Annotated in this window: 19 protein-coding genes and 1 pseudogene; 12 read left to right on the top strand and 8 right to left on the bottom strand. The window is 65.3% G+C overall.

The features are described from left to right. The first annotated feature begins 237 nt into the window (after positions 1–237). Together MLGJGCBP_RS48980 and MLGJGCBP_RS48975 are read left to right on the top strand one after the other, a co-directional pair. Entirely contained in the window at positions 238–705 is a 468-nt protein-coding gene (locus MLGJGCBP_RS48980) for a hypothetical protein (protein ID WP_160103059.1), read from the top strand. Between the two features lie 141 nt (positions 706–846). After that, positions 847–1,950, top strand: coding sequence for a tyrosine-type recombinase/integrase (locus MLGJGCBP_RS48975; protein WP_328799672.1), 1,104 nt, complete (start codon positions 847–849; stop codon positions 1,948–1,950). Between the two features lie 1,324 nt (positions 1,951–3,274). On the opposite strand, the gene MLGJGCBP_RS48970 is transcribed toward MLGJGCBP_RS48975, so the two are convergent. Further along, positions 3,275–4,506, bottom strand: a protein-coding gene (locus MLGJGCBP_RS48970) for an IS3 family transposase (RefSeq protein WP_160103114.1) whose coding sequence is annotated in 2 segments (ribosomal slippage) — positions 3,275–4,185 and positions 4,185–4,506 — 1,233 coding nt in all. Because the reading frame shifts where the segments join, the coding sequence is not laid out codon by codon here. Positions 4,507–4,649: 143 nt separating this feature from the next. Here MLGJGCBP_RS48970 and MLGJGCBP_RS48965 point away from each other — a divergent pair. Next, a complete protein-coding gene (locus MLGJGCBP_RS48965; RefSeq protein ID WP_236581330.1) occupies positions 4,650–5,795 on the top strand; it encodes a tyrosine-type recombinase/integrase in 1,146 nt (381 codons plus the stop codon). After that, positions 5,792–6,313, top strand: coding sequence for a DUF6262 family protein (locus MLGJGCBP_RS48960; protein ID WP_160098509.1), 522 nt, complete (start codon positions 5,792–5,794; stop codon positions 6,311–6,313). The genes MLGJGCBP_RS48965 and MLGJGCBP_RS48960 overlap by 4 nt, the downstream gene beginning before the upstream one ends. A 72-nt stretch (positions 6,314–6,385) precedes the next feature. On the opposite strand, the gene MLGJGCBP_RS48955 is transcribed toward MLGJGCBP_RS48960, so the two are convergent. The 5 genes from MLGJGCBP_RS48955 to MLGJGCBP_RS48935 all read right to left on the bottom strand — a co-directional run bounded on the left by MLGJGCBP_RS48955 (position 6,386) and on the right by MLGJGCBP_RS48935 (position 10,635). Next, positions 6,386–7,066, bottom strand: coding sequence for a vitamin K epoxide reductase family protein (locus MLGJGCBP_RS48955; protein WP_160098511.1), 681 nt, complete (start codon positions 7,064–7,066; stop codon positions 6,386–6,388). Then, positions 7,041–7,685: a DsbA family protein gene (locus MLGJGCBP_RS48950; protein WP_160098513.1), complete on the bottom strand. Its 645-nt coding sequence runs from the start codon at positions 7,683–7,685 to the stop codon at positions 7,041–7,043. The genes MLGJGCBP_RS48955 and MLGJGCBP_RS48950 overlap by 26 nt, the downstream gene beginning before the upstream one ends. Before the next feature lie 175 nt (positions 7,686–7,860). Further along, on the bottom strand, positions 7,861–8,208 hold the full coding sequence (locus MLGJGCBP_RS48945; protein ID WP_160098515.1) for a DUF3703 domain-containing protein: 348 nt from the start codon (positions 8,206–8,208) through the stop codon (positions 7,861–7,863). 88 nt (positions 8,209–8,296) lie between these two features. Beyond that, a complete protein-coding gene (locus tag MLGJGCBP_RS48940) occupies positions 8,297–10,255 on the bottom strand; it encodes a heavy metal translocating P-type ATPase (protein ID WP_160098517.1) in 1,959 nt (652 codons plus the stop codon). Then, entirely contained in the window at positions 10,252–10,635 is a 384-nt protein-coding gene (locus tag MLGJGCBP_RS48935; protein WP_160098519.1) for an ArsR/SmtB family transcription factor, read from the bottom strand. Before MLGJGCBP_RS48935 ends, MLGJGCBP_RS48940 begins: the two co-directional genes overlap by 4 nt. Before the next feature lie 246 nt (positions 10,636–10,881). On the opposite strand from MLGJGCBP_RS48935, the pseudogene MLGJGCBP_RS48930 reads away from it, so the two are divergent. Continuing rightward, positions 10,882–11,250: pseudogene (locus MLGJGCBP_RS48930) on the top strand (hypothetical protein); the annotation flags it as partial. Then, on the top strand, positions 11,250–11,582 hold the full coding sequence (locus MLGJGCBP_RS48925; RefSeq protein ID WP_236581333.1) for a hypothetical protein: 333 nt from the start codon (positions 11,250–11,252) through the stop codon (positions 11,580–11,582). The pseudogene MLGJGCBP_RS48930 and the gene MLGJGCBP_RS48925, both read left to right, overlap by 1 nt. Positions 11,583–11,654: 72 nt before the next feature. Here the strand turns inward: MLGJGCBP_RS48925 and MLGJGCBP_RS48920 are convergent, their stop codons facing one another. Together MLGJGCBP_RS48920 and MLGJGCBP_RS48915 are read right to left on the bottom strand one after the other, a co-directional pair. Further along, positions 11,655–12,221, bottom strand: a complete 567-nt coding sequence (locus MLGJGCBP_RS48920) for a hypothetical protein (RefSeq protein WP_160098523.1) — start codon at positions 12,219–12,221, stop codon at positions 11,655–11,657. Between the two features lie 172 nt (positions 12,222–12,393). Continuing rightward, positions 12,394–12,708, bottom strand: coding sequence for a hypothetical protein (locus tag MLGJGCBP_RS48915; protein ID WP_160098525.1), 315 nt, complete (start codon positions 12,706–12,708; stop codon positions 12,394–12,396). A 276-nt stretch (positions 12,709–12,984) separates the two neighbouring features. On the opposite strand from MLGJGCBP_RS48915, the gene MLGJGCBP_RS48910 reads away from it, so the two are divergent. The 6 genes from MLGJGCBP_RS48910 to MLGJGCBP_RS48885 all read left to right on the top strand — a co-directional run bounded on the left by MLGJGCBP_RS48910 (position 12,985) and on the right by MLGJGCBP_RS48885 (position 16,670). Beyond that, the gene (locus MLGJGCBP_RS48910) at positions 12,985–13,242 is read left to right on the top strand and encodes a hypothetical protein (protein WP_160098527.1); all 258 of its coding nucleotides are present in this window, start codon (positions 12,985–12,987) and stop codon (positions 13,240–13,242) included. Positions 13,243–13,277: 35 nt separating this feature from the next. Continuing rightward, positions 13,278–13,646 carry a hypothetical protein gene (locus MLGJGCBP_RS48905; RefSeq protein ID WP_160098529.1) on the top strand — a complete coding sequence of 123 codons (369 nt, stop codon included), beginning with the start codon at positions 13,278–13,280 and terminating at the stop codon, positions 13,644–13,646. A gap of 87 nt (positions 13,647–13,733) precedes the next feature. Next, on the top strand, positions 13,734–15,353 hold the full coding sequence (locus tag MLGJGCBP_RS48900) for a ParB/RepB/Spo0J family partition protein (RefSeq protein ID WP_160098531.1): 1,620 nt from the start codon (positions 13,734–13,736) through the stop codon (positions 15,351–15,353). 98 nt (positions 15,354–15,451) lie between these two features. Beyond that, a complete protein-coding gene (locus tag MLGJGCBP_RS48895) occupies positions 15,452–15,841 on the top strand; it encodes a hypothetical protein (protein ID WP_160098533.1) in 390 nt (129 codons plus the stop codon). A 32-nt stretch (positions 15,842–15,873) separates the two neighbouring features. After that, entirely contained in the window at positions 15,874–16,098 is a 225-nt protein-coding gene (nrdH, locus tag MLGJGCBP_RS48890; protein WP_160098535.1) for a glutaredoxin-like protein NrdH, read from the top strand. 41 nt (positions 16,099–16,139) lie between these two features. Next, positions 16,140–16,670, top strand: coding sequence for a DnaB-like helicase N-terminal domain-containing protein (locus MLGJGCBP_RS48885; RefSeq protein ID WP_160098537.1), 531 nt, complete (start codon positions 16,140–16,142; stop codon positions 16,668–16,670). Positions 16,671–16,848 lie beyond the last annotated feature (178 nt).

The following is a 16,848-nucleotide window of genomic DNA, read 5'->3' as shown; positions in this document are numbered from 1 at the left end:
TCTCGTCCCAATCTTCGAAGGCCCGCCCCGAATGGGGCGGGCCTTCTTGCACGGGGCGGTGCTGCCCGGTTCGTAGCGAAGGACCTGCCCGCGGATGTGCTGGACCGTTCGGATGATGCCCTGAGCTGGGGTGCAAGGCGGCGGGCCGGCTTTGAGGAAGTGTGCGGATCGAACTTATGTTCGACTACACTGGTGGGGCAAATCGGATCGGGTTCAGGGATGTGCGAAGGCGGCGATATGAGCGAACAGCCGATCGCCCCCGCCTCGGACGCGCTCAGTAAGGCGGAGAAGCTCGAACAGCTGCGCCGGAAGATGGCGGCGATTCCCGCCCGATCCGAGGGTGCTGAGCCGGCCATGCCTGCGGTGATGCTGCGGTCGGTCGACGAGCCGACACCGATTGTGGCCACCGCTCAGACCACGCTGCGAACGCTTCCCGTGCCCTCTCCGATCGCGAAGCTTCTTCCGCGTGGAGGACTTGCCCGGGGAACCGTTGCTAGCGTCGCCGGAACGTCTTCGGTGCTGGTCGGCCTACTCGCCTCGGTCACTGCCAGCGGTTCACACGCGGCCGTGATCGGAATGCCGGATCTGAGTCTGCTCGCAGCGGTCGAGCAAGGCGCGGACCTCTCCAAGATTGCGCTTGTACCCGAGCCGAAGGACTCTGCGGTCGAGGTCGCCTTCTCCGGGGGTTCTCAGCCTGTGGCGTGACGTCGTGTGGGAGACACTGTGTGGGTCTCGTGCGACGGTTCTTTGGGGGTGTCGCTCTGTGGTTCCTCGTCGATCGATGGAGTGGAGGCAATTGTGCGAGCTTTTCGGGTTCGGATGCCGTCGGGCGGCGCGTATTGGACTGTGGTCGATGACAACTACGCGGTGGAGTCGATCGCGGACAGGTATTTGCGCGAGTTACGATTCGGCCGGGATCGGGCGGAGTCGACTTCGAAGGCGTATGCCGAAGCCATCTCGCTGTTCTTGCGATGGTGTGACCGCACCGGTCGTGAATGGCGCACAGCGGCACGAGATATCGGACTGTTCATCGTCTGGTTGAAGTACACGCGATCGGACGGTTCGGTGGTGTTGGCGGGCCCGGATGCCCGGCAGGTGCGTGGTGCGGGGCGGATCAACAAGATCTTGGTCGCAGTTCGAGGGTTCCTGTCGTTCGCGGTGGTGGCGAAGGAAGCGCCGGCGGCGGTACTCGAACAGATCTACGAGCTGGCTGATGCTCGTGACCTACCGTTGGCGGCGCAGGGTGAGAGTGCGCGGTTGAGGTACCGGTTGCGGGCTCGGCACAGCTTGCACGAGCCGGAAACTGTGGTGGATCGGGCGAGCGACGAGGAGGTCATCGCCTTGTTTCGGGAGTGCCGGTCTGCGCGCGATCGGCTGATCGTGTTGATGCTCTCACGAGCGGGAATGCGGCGCGGAGAGTTGGTCGGGATGCGGCGCAGTGACCTGCATCTGCTGCCGGATAATGCCGTGCACCACTGTCCGGTACGGGGAGCGCACGTGCATGTGGTGCGACGAGAGAACTCGAACGGCGCGATAGCGAAATCGCGGAACTCACGAGCTGTACCGATCGACTTCCTGCTGGTACGGGCCCTGGATTTGTACCTCCTCGAACGCGCCGAGCAGCCCGCGGCTGACGACTGCGACTTCTTGCTGGTCAATCTGTTTCGGGAACCGTTGGGAGCTCCGATGACGGTGGGTGCGATCAACGAATTGTTCGAGGCGCTGTGTGTTCGGGCGCGGTTGGCTCGGTCGATTTCCCCGCATCAGTGCCGGCACGGGTTCGCCAGCAACCTCGCGGACTCCGGGGCTTTGCTCGACGAGATCCAAGGGTTACTCGGGCATGCGTCTGCCTCCTCGTCGATGCCGTATCTACATCCGTCACCGGACCGGCTGCGCGAGGCAGTCGAACGGGTGCCGTCGCCGAGGGCACTGACGGATGGTCTGCGGTGACGGCCGCGCAGCCGCGCATCGGGCGGGATTCTGCCGCCGCGGAAGACAAGACGATCACTGCTCAGTTGTGGTCGGTAATCACCCCGGAGTTCGTGGACTTGATGGGGTGGTCGGACGAGGGCAAGGTACTGGTCTTCCCGCGAGGACACCCCTCGCTCCTCTGGAACGAATGTGTCGTGGTCAATTGCGAATCCGAGTCACACGCGGCGCACGGTTTGTGTGCAGACTGTAGGAAGCGGTGGAAGATCGCAGGATCACCGGACGTGAACGATTTCGCGGGAACGCCGAGGTCACGGCTCCGCGCGTACGGTTTGTGCGCGGTTTCGCAGTGTGAGCGTCCGTGGTCTTCGATGAACTCCGGACTGTGCGAGGCGCACCGTTCACAGCGCATCAGATTGCAGGTTTCGCTGGCAGACTTTCTGGAGCACCCGAGGGTTGTGGCGCGTAAGTCCTTCGGACCATGTGAGGTCGTCGCGTGCGGGCGCGTACGGTCTGGGAAGATCCCGTACTGCATGAACCACGGAATACAGTGGCGCAAGGTGCGTGATGGAGCTGACGCTGTCGGATCGGCAGCAGCGGACGAGATGCGGTTCCGTAGGACCGCGCCGGCGATCTCGTATCTCAATGAGTGCACTCTGCTGGGGCTGCCGGACCGGGTTGTCGCCGAACTGATCTACGGACTCCAGCAACGCACAGCTCAGGGGGCCACAACCCGTGCCGACCAGGTCAGGCCGCTCGTAACACATCTTCTGGCCAACGAATATCGGACACTGGAGGACGTGGTCCCGGGCGATCTGCGTCCGGCAGTGAAGAACGTGTGGTCGACGGCGACCACCGAGCTCCGGCGTATGCACCTGTCGCCGGAGACCGAACGGTTCAAAGACGAATGGGATGCCACCGTTTTCGGGTTCAGGGGAACGTTGCGATTTACCAAGATCACGCAGCCCTGGTTACGAGAAGCCGCCAAGATCTGGGCTTACAACGACATCTCCCGTCGGCGTTCCAATAACGCAAAAGCGATGGTGCAAAACGAAATCCGATTCCTCGTGATGCTCTCGGACAGCCTGCGATTGCAGCGTCCAGGCGATCACGGAAACGATCCGCGTGTCCTCTCACGCAGCGATATCGCGGGCTTTCTGAACAGGCTGACCTTCCTGCACAACGATGGATCGATGTCGGCCTATGCCCGCATGACCGCGATCCGTGGGATTCGGCGGATCCTGGCCACGATGAGGGGGCTGGGCTTGAGACGGCCCGGGCAACCGATGCACGGCCTGCCCGAAGACTTCACCGGGCGTTCCCCCCGAGATGTGGACACCAGTTCCTATGCGGCGGTGGCCAGCCTAGCCGATCGCTGCTCGTACTCGATCGGACAGATCTGGCCGAGAGTGGAATGTCTCCTTCTCGTGTTGTATCGCGTGATCCAGCGGAAGACGGCAGCGCGCGCCTCACCCGCGCTGTTCCAGCGCTTCCGCCCCTGCAGCGTCTCCCGTTTCAACGTCGCGTTCAGCGATTCGGCGGCGGCGTTGTCCGCCGACGTCCCGACCGCACCCCGTGACCGGGTCACCCCCAACTCGCGGCAGAGGTCAGCGAACTCAGCCGATACATATTGAGCCCCGTTGTCGGAGTGGAAAATTGCGCCATCGAGACCGGCGGCGCCACGACAGGCGGCGGCCGCCCGCAGCGCGTCGGTGACCAACTCGGTGCGCATGTGGTCGGCGATCGACCACCCCGCCAACCGTCGCGAACTCAGGTCCAACACCGTCGCCAAATACAGAAATTCACCGTCACCGACTGGAAGGTAGGTGATGTCCCCGACGTATTTGGTGTTCGGTGCGCTCGCGGTGAAATCCCGCCGGATCAGGTCCGGCACCGGGGCCGCGTCCGGGGCGGGGACGGTGGTGCGCACCGGTTTGCGCAGGTGCACACCGACGATCCCGTGCTCGCGCATCACCCGCTCGACCCGCTTGTGATTGACCTCGATCCCGGCCTCGCGCAGCTCGGCCGTGATGCGCGGAGCACCGTAGGTGCCATCGAAGTCGGCATGGATGGCACGGATCCGCGCAGCCAGCTCCTCGTCGGCGCGGGCACGGGCGGCCCGGGCCGGCGCGGAGGTCCGCCACCGGTAGAAACCCGAGCGGGAGACCTCAAGGATCTGGCACAGCCACTTCACCGGAACGGTGTCGCGGTGGTCATCAACGAACTGGAAGCGGCTCACCAATTCGTCTCGCCCGCGAAATATTTTGCCGCCTTGCGCAGAATCTCCCGTTCGGTTTCGAGCTTCCGGATCTGGGCCTTGAGCTGCTTGTTCTCTTCCTCCAACACGGACTCGGACGATACCTCCCCGACCCGCGACGCCGGCCGCGCGGCCCCGCTGGCCCGGAGCTCGGCCGTGGAGGTACCGGTGCGTTTGCGTTCGGCCCGCACCCAGTTGCGCAGGGTCTCGCGGCTGACACCCAGATCCCGGCCGATTCCGTCGAAAGTGTGGCTCGGGTCGGTCAGGTACAGCGCGACGGCATCGGCCTTGAACTCCGCCGAGTACGCCTTCATCGCCATCAGTGACATCTCTTCCTCTGGGACCTTCACGACCCAGTGTTCACGATGTCCTCACTCAGGGGGGAACCTCCACCCTCGACCCGGAAGACGTTCCCCTCCAGGGTGAGCGAAACAAGGAACATCGAGATCTACCGGTCGAGGTCATGCGGCACGTCTGTGCGCATCTGAGCAGTCTCGAGGAGAACAACTCACGGGAAGTGCGGGTAGCGGTGGAACTGATCATCGATACCGGCCGCCGCCCCGACGAGATCTGCCAGCTCCGCCTCGATTGTCTCGAACGTGACGAACAGGGAAAACCCGTCCTGGTTTACACCAACATCAAGGCCAACAGGCTCGACCGTCGGCTACCGATCACCGAGCCCACGGCCGCAGTAATCACCACCCAACAAGAACGTGTCCGAGCTCGATACCCGCACGAGGCCACCGCACAGATGAAACTCATCCCCGCCCTCACGCGGAATCCGCACGGAACCCGGGGCCTGAACGACGACTGGCTCACCATGCGACATCGCGACTGGGTCGTCACATTGCCCGACATCACGGTTCCCGTGGTCGTCGACATCGATGGGCAACACGTGACGAAGATGCTGCCCTTCGACCGAAACAAGATCTTCCTTTACGCGTACCGACACACCTACGCCCAACGTCATGCGGATGCCGGGGTCGCCATCGACGTCTTGTCCGACCTGATGGATCACCGGCAGTTCGGGACCACACAGGCCTACTACCGTGTCGGTGAAACGCGACGGCGCGATGCCGTCGACAGGCTCGCCACCATGCATTTCGATCGGCACGGCAACAAGATCTGGCGGGAGGCCAGGGCCCTGCTCGACTCCGAACATCTACGCCGCGCGGTCGGCGAGGTCGCCGTCCCCTACGGGACGTGCAGCGAACCCAGCAACGTCGCGGCCGGCGGACACGACTGCCCCGTCCGGTTCCGCTGTATCGGGTGCTCCCACTTCTCCACCGACGTGTCTTACCTGCCGGATCTGCAGGCGTACCTCTCCGATCTGTTGCGCAGCCGCGAACGGCTGCGAGGTGCGCTCGCCGCCGACGACTGGGCAAAAGCCGAGGCGATGCCGTCGGACGAGGAAATTCACCGAATCCGCAGACTGATAGCGCAGATCGGTGCCGACGTCGACGACTTGTCCGATGAGGACCGCTCCCAGATAGAACAAGCGGCGGCGACCGTGCGCCGTGCACGCAACCAGATCATCGGACTGGGGACACCCCTGGTTCGTCAACCACTGCCCAATCTTCGCCAGGCACCAGGAGAGTATGAGCGATGACGAACCCGATGATCGAGGGCCGCCGCGCCGATTCCATCCGTCGTCGGCAACGAGTCGTCAAGGCGCTGAGCGTTGCCGGAGCAGCTGGAGGGGAGATCACCGTCTCGTCGATAGCCCGCGCTGCTGGGGTGGATCGCAGTTTCCTGTATCGGCACAGCGACCTGCTCGCCCGGATTCACACCGCCCAAAGTTGTCCGTCCACGGCAAGCGGGAACGGGGAACCCGTGACACGGGAATCGCTCAAAGCCGACCTCGCCAATACCCATCAACGCATCGCCCGTCTTGTCGCGCATAACGTGCAACTCGAGCGAAAACTCTCCGAACTGCTCGGCGAAGCAGCATGGCGAGAATCCGGACTCGGCGCACCCACCGACATCGATCAACTCCAGAGGCGCATCACGATGCTCGAACAGCACGTCGTCGATCTCACCGGGCAGCTCGAGGAACGTAGCCAGGAACTCGATGCCGCCCGCTCAGCGAACCGAGAACTGTTCACGAACATGAACAAACAACACTGAACTGAGATCTGGGGAGTAAGCCAACCTGAATCGGTGGTTCCTTTCGCCCCCAACAACACCGTCGGGCGGGAGTCAGAGCAGGGTGGACCAGTAGGACCAGAACCGGTAGGCGACCAACCCGGCCACACCCAGCACCCATACCGTCAGGGGAAGAACGTGGTTTCCGCTTGCGGTGACCACGGCCGCGGGTACCGGGCGGGCAAGGGTGCCGTGGTGCAGGTTGCGCAGGGTGACGTACCAGAAGATCGGCATGGTCACCGCCCACACCACCATGCAGTACGGGCACAGGGCGCCGATCACGTAGAGGCTTTGCACGATCAACCAGTGCACGAACACCACCGCCGCGGTGACACCTACCTGCAAGCCCAGCCAGTACCAGCGGGCGAACCGGGCACCGGCCAGCAACCCCGCCCCGGTCGCAGCGACGACCGCGAACCCGGCGACTCCGAGGAGCGAGTTGGGGAATCCGAACACCGAGGCCTGTGCGGTGCCCATCACCGAGCCGCAGTTCAGAACCGGGTTGAGGCTGCACGAGGGGACGTACGCGCTGTCGGCGGCGAGGGCGAACTTCTCGATGGTGAGCACGAACGCGGCCACGAGGCCAGTGAGGCCACCGACCAGCAGCAGCCACGGCAGCGACCGCGCGAACGGCGCAGCATCACTGCCCGGGCTGAGGGGCGATGCGGCCGCGGCGCGTCCGGTGTCGGTAGCCGCGGTGTCAGCGGTGTCAGCGGAGGGCGGCGTCGAGAGCATCGGTCAGATCCTGGTAGCTGGTGGGTTCGATCTTCTCGCCGTTCAGGAAGAACGTCGGGGTGCCCTGCACCCCGAGCGCTTCCCCGTCGGCGACGTCGGCGCGGACGCGGTCGAGGGTCGCGGGATCGGTGTAGGCGGCGTCGAAGGCGGCCAGATCGAGACCGAGGTCGGCGGCATATCCGCGGAACACCTCATCCTTCGGGGTGCGCTGCTCACCCCACTGGGCTTGAGTGTCGTACATCCGCTGATACATCTGCTCGAACCGGCCCTGACCGGCGGCCGCTTCGACCGCCCGGGCCGCCCGCTCCGCATTGAAGTGGCCGGGCAGCGGGAAGTAGCGGACGACGAAGCTGACCCGGTCGCCGTAGTCGGTGCGCAGCTGCTCGATCGCCGGATACACCGCCCGGCAGGCCTCACATTCGAAGTCGAGGAACTCCACGAAGGTGGCCTTGCCGTCGGCGACCGTGTTGAGCCGGTGACTGTCCGGGCGAACCACCGGCGCTGCCACGCTGTCGGTGGGGACCGGCTCCGTGTCGGAGCGGTTGACCAGTAACAACACGCCCAGGCCGACGACGAACGCGACGACCAGCGCCACCGACAGACGGATCCCGCGGCTCACCGCGTACCCCGCCGCAGCGACACCGGGAAATCGGGCAAACAGGGCACACGGAGCATGGCGACACCCTAACGAACCACACTTTGTGCTGGTTGCCGCGCCTTGCCGGGATGTGGTGGTCCTCACCACCGCGGCCGGGGCGCGCTGGCCGCTGCACCGTCTTCTCAGGCAGCTGGGGTCAGCGGGCCGCGGCCAGGGTGTCGGCGAGGTCCGCCGGGATCGGCATCGGGGTTCTCAGTCCGGCGCGGGTGCGGCCGGTGTTGCCCTCGGGGTAGCGGCCCAGGGCCGAGCCGGGGGCGGCGACGATGATCCGCACCACCTGGCCGAGGGCCTCGCGGCGGTCGTGTTGGTGCAGGGCGAGGGCGAGCATGGCGAGGTGGTTGCGGGTGTGCGGCCACGGATAGGGCTGGGAAAGGATATGCGCGCGTTCGAGGTGCGCCCACCGCCGGGCGTCCTCGGTGGTGGTGCGGGCGGCGGCCATCTCGGCGGTGTAGGCGGCGCGGATGACGGTGGGCATCGCGGTCATGACATGGTCTCCTTCGCTTCGGCAGAGCAGATTCGAGAGGAACGGAGACGAGACATCGGCGCCGTGCCCTCGACACCGGTGTACGGGGTCATGGGTGGGCCGCGGTCGCTGGAACCGGTTCGGGTGCGGCCGTTTCCGGGCCGGTGAGGGCGCGGGCGCGGCCGGCGCGGACCCCGTTGGCGATGACCACGATCTCGGCGACCTCGTGCACCAGGACCACCGCAGCCAGGCCGAGGACCCCGAACAGGGCAAGCGGCATCAGGACGGTGATGATCGCGAGCGAGAGGCCGACGTTCTGCAGCATGATCGCCCGGGACCGCCGGGCATGCGCCAGCGCCTGGGGCAGGTGCCGCAGGTCCTCACCCATCAGGGCGACGTCCGCCGTTTCGATGGCCACGTCGGTCCCCATCGCGCCCATCGCGATGCCCAGGTCGGCGGTCGCCAGGGCGGGGGCGTCGTTGACACCGTCACCGACCATCGCCGTCGCCCGCCGGGTCCGCAGATCGGAGACGATGCGGGCCTTATCCTCCGGGCGCAGGTCCGCATGTACCTCGTCGATGCCGACGTCCGCCGCCAATGCTCTTGCGGTGCGGTCGTTGTCGCCGGTGAGCATGGCGACGGTATAGCCGTCACGGCGTAGCCCGGCGACGACCTCGCGGGCCTCGGGGCGCAGTTCGTCGCGCACCGCGACCGCCCCGATTAGGGTGCCGCCGCGTTCGATCAGGACCGCGGTGGCCCCGGCGTGCTGCATCCGCTCGACATCCCCGGACAGTGGTCCGGGGTCGATCCAGCCCGGCCGCCCCAACCGGGCCGGGATGCCCGTGATGTGGCCGGTCAGGCCGGCGCCGGGGACGGCGTCGACGTCCTCGGCCGGGGCGTACTCGTCGACGGCGGCGAGGATCGCGGCGGCCAGGGGATGTTCGCTGCGCGCCTCCAAAGCGGCCGCGACACCGAGGACCGCGCCGCGGGTGGCGCCACCGGTGGTGGCAACGTCGATGACTTCGGGACGGTTACGGGTCAGGGTGCCGGTCTTGTCCAGGGCGATACCGCGGATGCGGCCCAACGCCTCGAGCGCGGCACCACCCTTGACCAACACCCCCAGCTTGGACGCGGCGCCGATCGCGGCGACCACCGTCACCGGAATCGCAATGGCCAGCGCACACGGGGACGCGGCGACCAGCACCACCAGGGCCCGTTCGATCCACACCCGCGGATCGCCGAACACGCTGCCGATCGCGGCGATCAGCACCGCGGCGACCATCACCCCCGGAACCAACGGTTTGGCGATCTTGTCGGCCAGCCGCTGCGCCTGCCCCTTGCGGGACTGCTCGGCCTCGACGATCCGCACGATCTTGGCCAGCGAGTTGTCCTCCGCCCGGGCGGTGACCTCGACCTCGAGGACACCGGTGCCGTTGATCGAGCCGGCGAACACCTCCCCGCCGGGTCCGGCCTCGACCGGCACCGATTCCCCGGTGATGGCCGAGGTGTCCAGGGCGGTGCGCCCCGATCGGATGATGCCGTCGGTGGCGATCCGCTCCCCGGGCTTGACGATCATCAGTTCACCGAGCGCCAAATCCGCTGGGGCGACGACCTGTTCGCGGCCGCCGCGCAGGACGGTGGCGGTGTCCGGGACCAGGGACAGCAGAGCGCGCAGGCCGCGGCGGGTGCGGGTGACCGCGTACTCCTCGAGTCCCTCGCTGATGGCGAACAGGAACGCCAGCATGGCGGCCTCGCCGACCTCGCCGAGCATCACGGCGCCGACGGCGGCGATCGTCATCAGGGTGCCGACGCCGATCTTGCCCCTGGCCAGCCGCTTGAGGGTAGAGGGGACGAAGGTGTAGCCGGCGACGAGCAGTGCCAGCGCCTCGAGGGTCAGCTCCACCGGGCGCGGGCCGGCTGTCCAGCCGACGATCAGCGCGGCGACCAGGAGCACCCCGGCGATCGCGGCGGCCCGAATCTCGGTGACCTGCCACAATTTGTCGGGTTCGTTTTCCTCTTCCCCCTCGGGGCGGGGTTCGTCGTGGCCGCAGCCGCAGGCGTCGCTCATTCCGTCACCTCCGTGCCGGTGTCGGTGCCGTAGTTCGGGCACAACGCGACCGCGTTACCGGTGGCCGCAAGGAGGGTTTCCGCGGCAGCGAGCAGATCCAGCAACTCCGGCCGGGCCAGCGAGTAGAACACCTGCCGCCCCTGCGGGCGGCCCTCAACCAGGCCGCAGTCGCGCAGGCATGCCACGTGCGCCGACACCGTCGACTGCGCCAACCCGAGCTCACCGACCAGATCCGCCACCCGCGACTCCCCGTCCGCGAGGCGCCGCACGATCGCCAACCGGGTGCCATCGGAGAGGCTGTGGAACAACGCCACCGCCGCATCCAGGCTCGATCCGGTTCCTCCGGAGACGAGGCAACTGCCCGCACTATCAATCGTCATATAGCGATAATAACCGGATTTCGGCGATGATGGAAGTTGTCGGTCCGCAAAAGTGCCCAGGCTGTTCCGTGGCGGAACACTTAGTTTTGAACGGACATCAGCAACGCGCTCGGCCAAGAGTCGCCTGCCGCTGTGTCCCGCATCTTCTCTGTGCCACACCTGTTGCATGTGTTATGTTCCGGGCAGAGGACGCTGACCTGCATGGTCTTTGTTAGAGAACCAGCGAAACAGCTTTGTCCCCCTAGAGAAGTCGCGGCGATTCTTCTCGATGGTGTTGACCTCGTGATTCTCGGGCTTTCGGGCGCGGCTGTGACGCCGTCGAGGGCGAGGGCGGTGGTGGCGCGGGCACGGTCGAAGGGCGCCGTGTTGCTGGTAACCGAGGGGCACTGGGACGGGGTGGATCTGCGCATCGAGTCCCGCGTCGCCGGATACTCCGGTCTCGGCGAGGGACACGGCCGCGTCACTGCGGTGCAACTCGACATCGCAGCCGCCGGCAAAGGATTCCAACGGCGCACGCTCCGCATGGAGATCCGCAGCGACTCCGGTGCGGTTGCCTGGCGCACGGTCCCCGAAATCCCGGTCACTGGCCACACCCCACTGCGAGCTGCACTGTGATGAACACCGACAGCTGGACCGAACGATGGCCCGAACACCCGGTCATCAGGACATTCGACCCGCCGCGGTCAGTCCAGGTGGACATCAGCAAGGCGTTGCCGCTCGGGCGTGGGGGAGCGGCACGCGCCGACTACGTCAGCATGAGGGTGAAGAGCTCATCGGTGTATCTGTCGGGTCTGCGGCCGGCACTTCAAACGCACTGGTTTCAAATCCACGACGGACAGTGGTGCGCCGCGATCACCGTGTATGTCACCGACGCCGCAGGCATGAACAGCCTCGAACTCGACATGGTCGTCACTGCCGACGCCATCAGCGAACCGCCCTCCGCCTAAACGGCGAAAGCCCCCACCCTCGAGTGGAAGTGGGGGCAAATTGGTCGCCTGGGATAGACGGTCCAAGGTTGGCTAGCCGCTAGTTGGGAGCGTCCACTCGATTTGCACGTCGCTGCCGCTGAGGTCTGACTGGTAGCCGATTACGGTCGCGGTCTTCGGAATATCCAGGGTCGCAAATCCGTCAGCGCTCGAGTTGGCGGGGAGATCGATGAAAGCGTTCTTACCCGCGCCTGGACAGGGGTTCGCGTCCGATGTGGTCAGATTGCGGGTTACCTTCCCGTTGGCGTCGACGTAGTAAAAGTCGGACGGCCACAGCCATTGTGTGGACGTTTGGTTCCCGATGCTGACCGTGGCCGTCAGCTTTTGCTTAGTGATCTGCGTCCGGTCGGTGGTGTTGTCAGGGCATCCCTCCGAAGATAGAGCGGTACCAGTGACCTCAAGAATGAGGGCACCGGACGGATCGCGGACCGTTGCCGGTTCACCGAGGGCAACCTCGACGGCACCCCGCTTGTTCAGCGCCGTCCCGTCGTCAGTCACCGACGTCGCGGGCACCGCTTCAGTGTCCGCGGTCGTGCTCGAGTTGCACCCGGTTAGCGACAGGAGTCCCAATACGGCGCCAGCCGCGAACATCTTCTTCATCGCTGTATGGAATCAGACGAATCCGACATGGCTTGCGGCGGGAGGGAGCAAACCCCCTGAATCGCAACTAGATCCCATTGTCAATACGCTTCGTGAATGAACTTCGTCTAATGCGATCCGCGGGACGATGCGCTCGAAGGCGACGAGACGCCCACCTTGCGACGACGGACTCTCAGCATGAGACCCGTCCGGTGATGATTTTGTTTTGGGGCGTCAATCGGGCCCCCTGAACGATCTGGATCACGCCGCCGCGGCCGTCATTGGCGATCCGTGACCAGATACTGACGATGGGCGTGTCTCGCCAAGATGGTGGCCGCCACTCGCCGTGAGATTCCGCCATGGGATTGAGACCCGGTACGCAGCCTTCGCTGAATGCCCTCTCACCCACTTGGCCATCCCAGATGAGATTTGGCCACTCGAGACCTACATCGTCTATCGGCTGGGGATCCGCCTGCCCGGCGGCCTGGCCACCTTCGGTGTCCTCCAAGAGGATGCTCCGCTTCGCTCCGCTCTGTAGAAGAGCGTTTTGATTTGTTTTCCTTTCTGGCCTTCCGATTCTGGGCGACGGCGGTCCTGGCAAAACCCCTGGCGGCTTCGCCGGCCTTCGGCTCAGAAAACTTTTTCAAAGACGCTTCGCTGAAAAACTTTCCTGACCAGGGGTTGCGCCATGCCCTGATCCGTCGCCCCGAACCTCCTTTGCCAGAACGGAAAAAAAATTGTCAGGGCACGGGACGTGTCCGGGCACGAACGAAAGGTCACCACTGTGAGCGGTTACGAGTACGAGCCAGGCGACGACTACAACGCAGCAACCAACCACTACGCCGGACTGCTCTGCTGCTGCGGCGACTACTCCTGCCCCGCGATGAGCGACGCCACCGAGACCTGCGCCGAGCAGGACTACGAGGTCGGGGACTGGCTCCCGCTGATCCTCCGTGTCGAGGACTTCGTCTGCCCCAATGGGTGCGCCCCCGGGCCCGAGCTCTGCGCCTGCTGGAGCCCCCCGGTTACACCAAACAACTGATCGACCCAGCCACACAGAAATACCAGGAGGAACTTATGAGCAGCACAGCGGATTTCATCGTCAACGGAGTCATCAGCAGCAGTCCTGACGATGCCCGCGCGGAACTGGCGCAGGCACCAATCACCGAACGAAAGGCCCACAAGGTGTACGACATTCTGGCTATCTGCGAGGCCGCCGACAAGTTCGCCGAAGTAGTTTTCGCGGACAAGTCCGTGATCCGGCAAGTCGCGCTTCTCGACTGCCGCTACGTCGACCGTTACGTCGCGTTGCTGGAAGCGCTGGGGTTCGACACACTCGCCGCCGACCTTCAGAAACTTCACATCTCGGAGCACTACTTCCACACGGGAACTACGTGGAGAAGGGTGACCGGGCTTCCCGCACATGACGGTTCCGCGACCGGCTAACTGAGCCATTCCCACCGGAAACACAAGACACCGGGCAGTTGGTACCTGCCCGGTGTCTTGGATCCGAATCCTAGGAGAGAGACCAGCATGACTGCAATTCAGAACGGCCCCGTGGCCGAGATCATCGACGGCGAGATGTTCGTCCGTCTCGACCCGCACGCTCTCGACATCGGGGCCAACGTCCGCGACCAGGTCGACCTGTCCGAGACGCCCGATTTCGTGGAATCCATCCGCGACCACGGAGTGCTCGAGGCGATCAGCGCCGTGCAGCTCGCCGACGGGCAGATCGTCGTGCGGGACGGTCAGAGACGAACGCTCGCGGCGCGAGAGACCGGCGCGACGTCGATTCCGGTGATCGTGCGCCTGGACACCGCCACAGACGAGCGTGCACGCAACGCCGAGCGGTTGATCGCCCAGATGGAGGCGAACGACCAGAGACTTGCCCTCACGCCCGGCCAGCGCGCCGCAGGAGCAGCCGAACTACTGGACCTGGGTGTCTCGGTGACCAAGGTCGCCAAGGCCATCCACGAAGACAAGGCGTGGGTGGAGCAGGCAGCCAAGGTCGGCAAATCCAAGGTCGCGCGCACCCTCGTCGACGAGGACCAGCTCGACTTCGCGAGTGCCGCGATCCTCGCGGAGTTCGACGGCGACGAGGAGGCAGTGCAGCGGTTACGCTATTGCCCGAGCTTTCGGATGGAGTCGACCGCCGAGGAGCTGAGGGCAGCCCGAATCGCACGTGAAGAATTCGAGGATGCGGCCGCACCGTACGAGGACAAGGGTTTCCTCGTTCTGCGCGAGCACCCCGGCTACGGAACCGTGCTCGCGATGGCGGACCTGCGTACCCGCGATGGCGGCGAGGTCACCCTCGAGAACGTCGAGGCGAACGCCGAGCACTGGACGGTGGTCCTGAGCAAAGGCCAGCTCATCTCCGACATCGAGACCGGACTGCCGCTCCACGAGGATGCTATCGACTGGTACACCGAGGGTCAGGCCGACATCGAGGCCGGCGAAGGGTTGGTCCACGTCAACACCGTCAACATTGAGGACACGTGGCTCCCCGAGTACGTGTGCGCCGATCCGGACGCCGCAGGATTGCAGCTCTCACCCGTGATGGCAGCGGTGCGAGCTGGCGGACCGGGCGTGGACGCTGCGGTGACTGAGGGGGATCCACGCGCGGAGGCGGAACGTCAGAGGCTCGAAGCCCAGGCCGAGGCCAGGCGGAAGGAGCTCGAGACCGAGGAGCGTGTGCGGCGTGAGCGCAAGATGGTCCGCGCGCTGAACATCAAGGCAGAGGCCGCGACCGTCGTCCGCCGGAAGTTCCTGAGTGGTCTGCTGGCGGCCAAGACGCCCCCGAAGTCCGCTGCCGCGTACGTCGCCACCACACTCGCCGCCGACGGGCACCTGCTCACCGAGTACCGGGCGGACGAAGTCCTCAAGGAGGTGCTGGCGATCAAGGCTCTCTTCAAATCGGATTTCGTGGCCGACCAGGTCGTCAAGGCAGGAGCATCCCGAGCCCAAGTCCTCACACTGGCCCTGGTCCTGGCAGCCCAGGAGTCGCGGATCCTCAAGGACTCCTGGCGATCGAAGCGCCGGGGCACCGACGCCTACCTCGAATATCTCGAGGAACAGGGGCATCCGCTGACGCCGATCGAGGAAATCATGGTCGGACGACGGACCCCCGATCAGGTCTTCGACCTGGACGAATAGAAGTATCTATCCCCCTAGACTGAACTAGTCTAGGGGGATAGACTTTCACTAGGTGAAGCAGCTCGGAATGACTGAAGCGTGCCGGGGAAGGGCAGGAAATGAAGGTCACAGCACATGCGGTGCGCATCGGGGAGTGGTGGACGGTCGACGTACCGGAGGTGGACGGGCTGTTCATCCCGGCGAAGCGGCTCGACCAGATTCCCGCGATGGTGGCCGACGCCGCCGCACTGCTCACCGAGGTGGCTGCGGACCAGGTGGAGGTCACGCTCGACTACGACCTCGGTGATCCGGCCGTGCTGCGGAACATCGCCGAGGCGAAGCAGCGAAGCGCGGAGGCGCAGCGAGCCGTGGAGAAGGCCTCGCGACTGTCCCGCGCGCTGGTGCGCGATTTGCGCGCCCGGGGACTGTCCGTGCGTGACGTGGCCACCATCCTCGAGATCAGCCACCAGCGCGTCGCCCAGCTCGACAAGGAACACACCACCACCTGACCGTCAGGTGTGGGAGTAGGGGAGGAAGTCTCATGGCCGTCACCGTCTACAGCAAGCCCGCGTGCGCTCAATGCCACGCCACCTACCTGCAACTCGACAAGCGCGGCATCGAATACCAGATCGTCGACATCACCGAAGACGCCGAGGCGCGGGACTACGTGATGAGCCTGGGATACCTCCAGGCGCCGGTTGTCGTTGCAGGAGACGATCACTGGTCCGGTTTCCGAATCGACCGCATCAAGGCGCTCGCGGCCTGATGGACGCCACGGCAGCCAGTCACCGACAGGAGGACTACCCGATGAGCACCGCACTCGCCGCCGACCCACACGAGGCCATTTCGGCCGATGACATGGACTACGACCCGCGCCTGGACGTCGAGGCGCAACTGTTGTGCGCGCTGCTGTGGGCGCAGCCCGCCGAGGCCCGGCGCGTGACCGCGCTGATCACGGCCGCGGACTTCGACCGTCCGACCTATGGGCAGCTGTACGGCCAGATCGCCGCACTCGTCGCGGCCGGCAAACCCCACGATTCGGCGCACGTCGCACTTATGCTGAGCCGCGAAGGCCGCACCGCCGGACACAAGGGGAAGCAGCTCACCACCGCCCTCGCCGACGTCACGACGCTCGGGGCAACCGGCGGAGCCGAACACTACGCCGACGCCGTGATCACCCAGGCATACCGCCGCGGATTCCACCTCGCCGCACAATCGCTGGCAGAAGCAGCAGAACGCCTCCCCGAACGGGATCTCTTCGAGCACATGTGCGCCCACGGCCGCCGACTACGAGAAGCCACCGAACGACTCACCAAGATCCGGGGAGGGCAGCTATGAAATGGCGCGAACACACGTCGAACGAGCGGCTGCCACCATCCGGCCGTGACAGAGCGATCAGAGCTGATTGAACCAATCAACGAAGTTGTTCCATTCAATTGCGCCCGGAAGCCAAGACGTGTAGCCAAGGTCAGGCAATATTCCGATCATTGCGCGCTCCTTAGAACGGATTCCACCA

The sequence above is a fragment of the Rhodococcus sp. T7 genome (genome assembly GCF_009872365.1).
Taxonomy (GTDB): domain Bacteria; phylum Actinomycetota; class Actinomycetes; order Mycobacteriales; family Mycobacteriaceae; genus Rhodococcus_F.
Note: the sequence above shows the minus strand (reverse complement) of the source record. Positions and strands in the feature narration are given on the sequence as shown.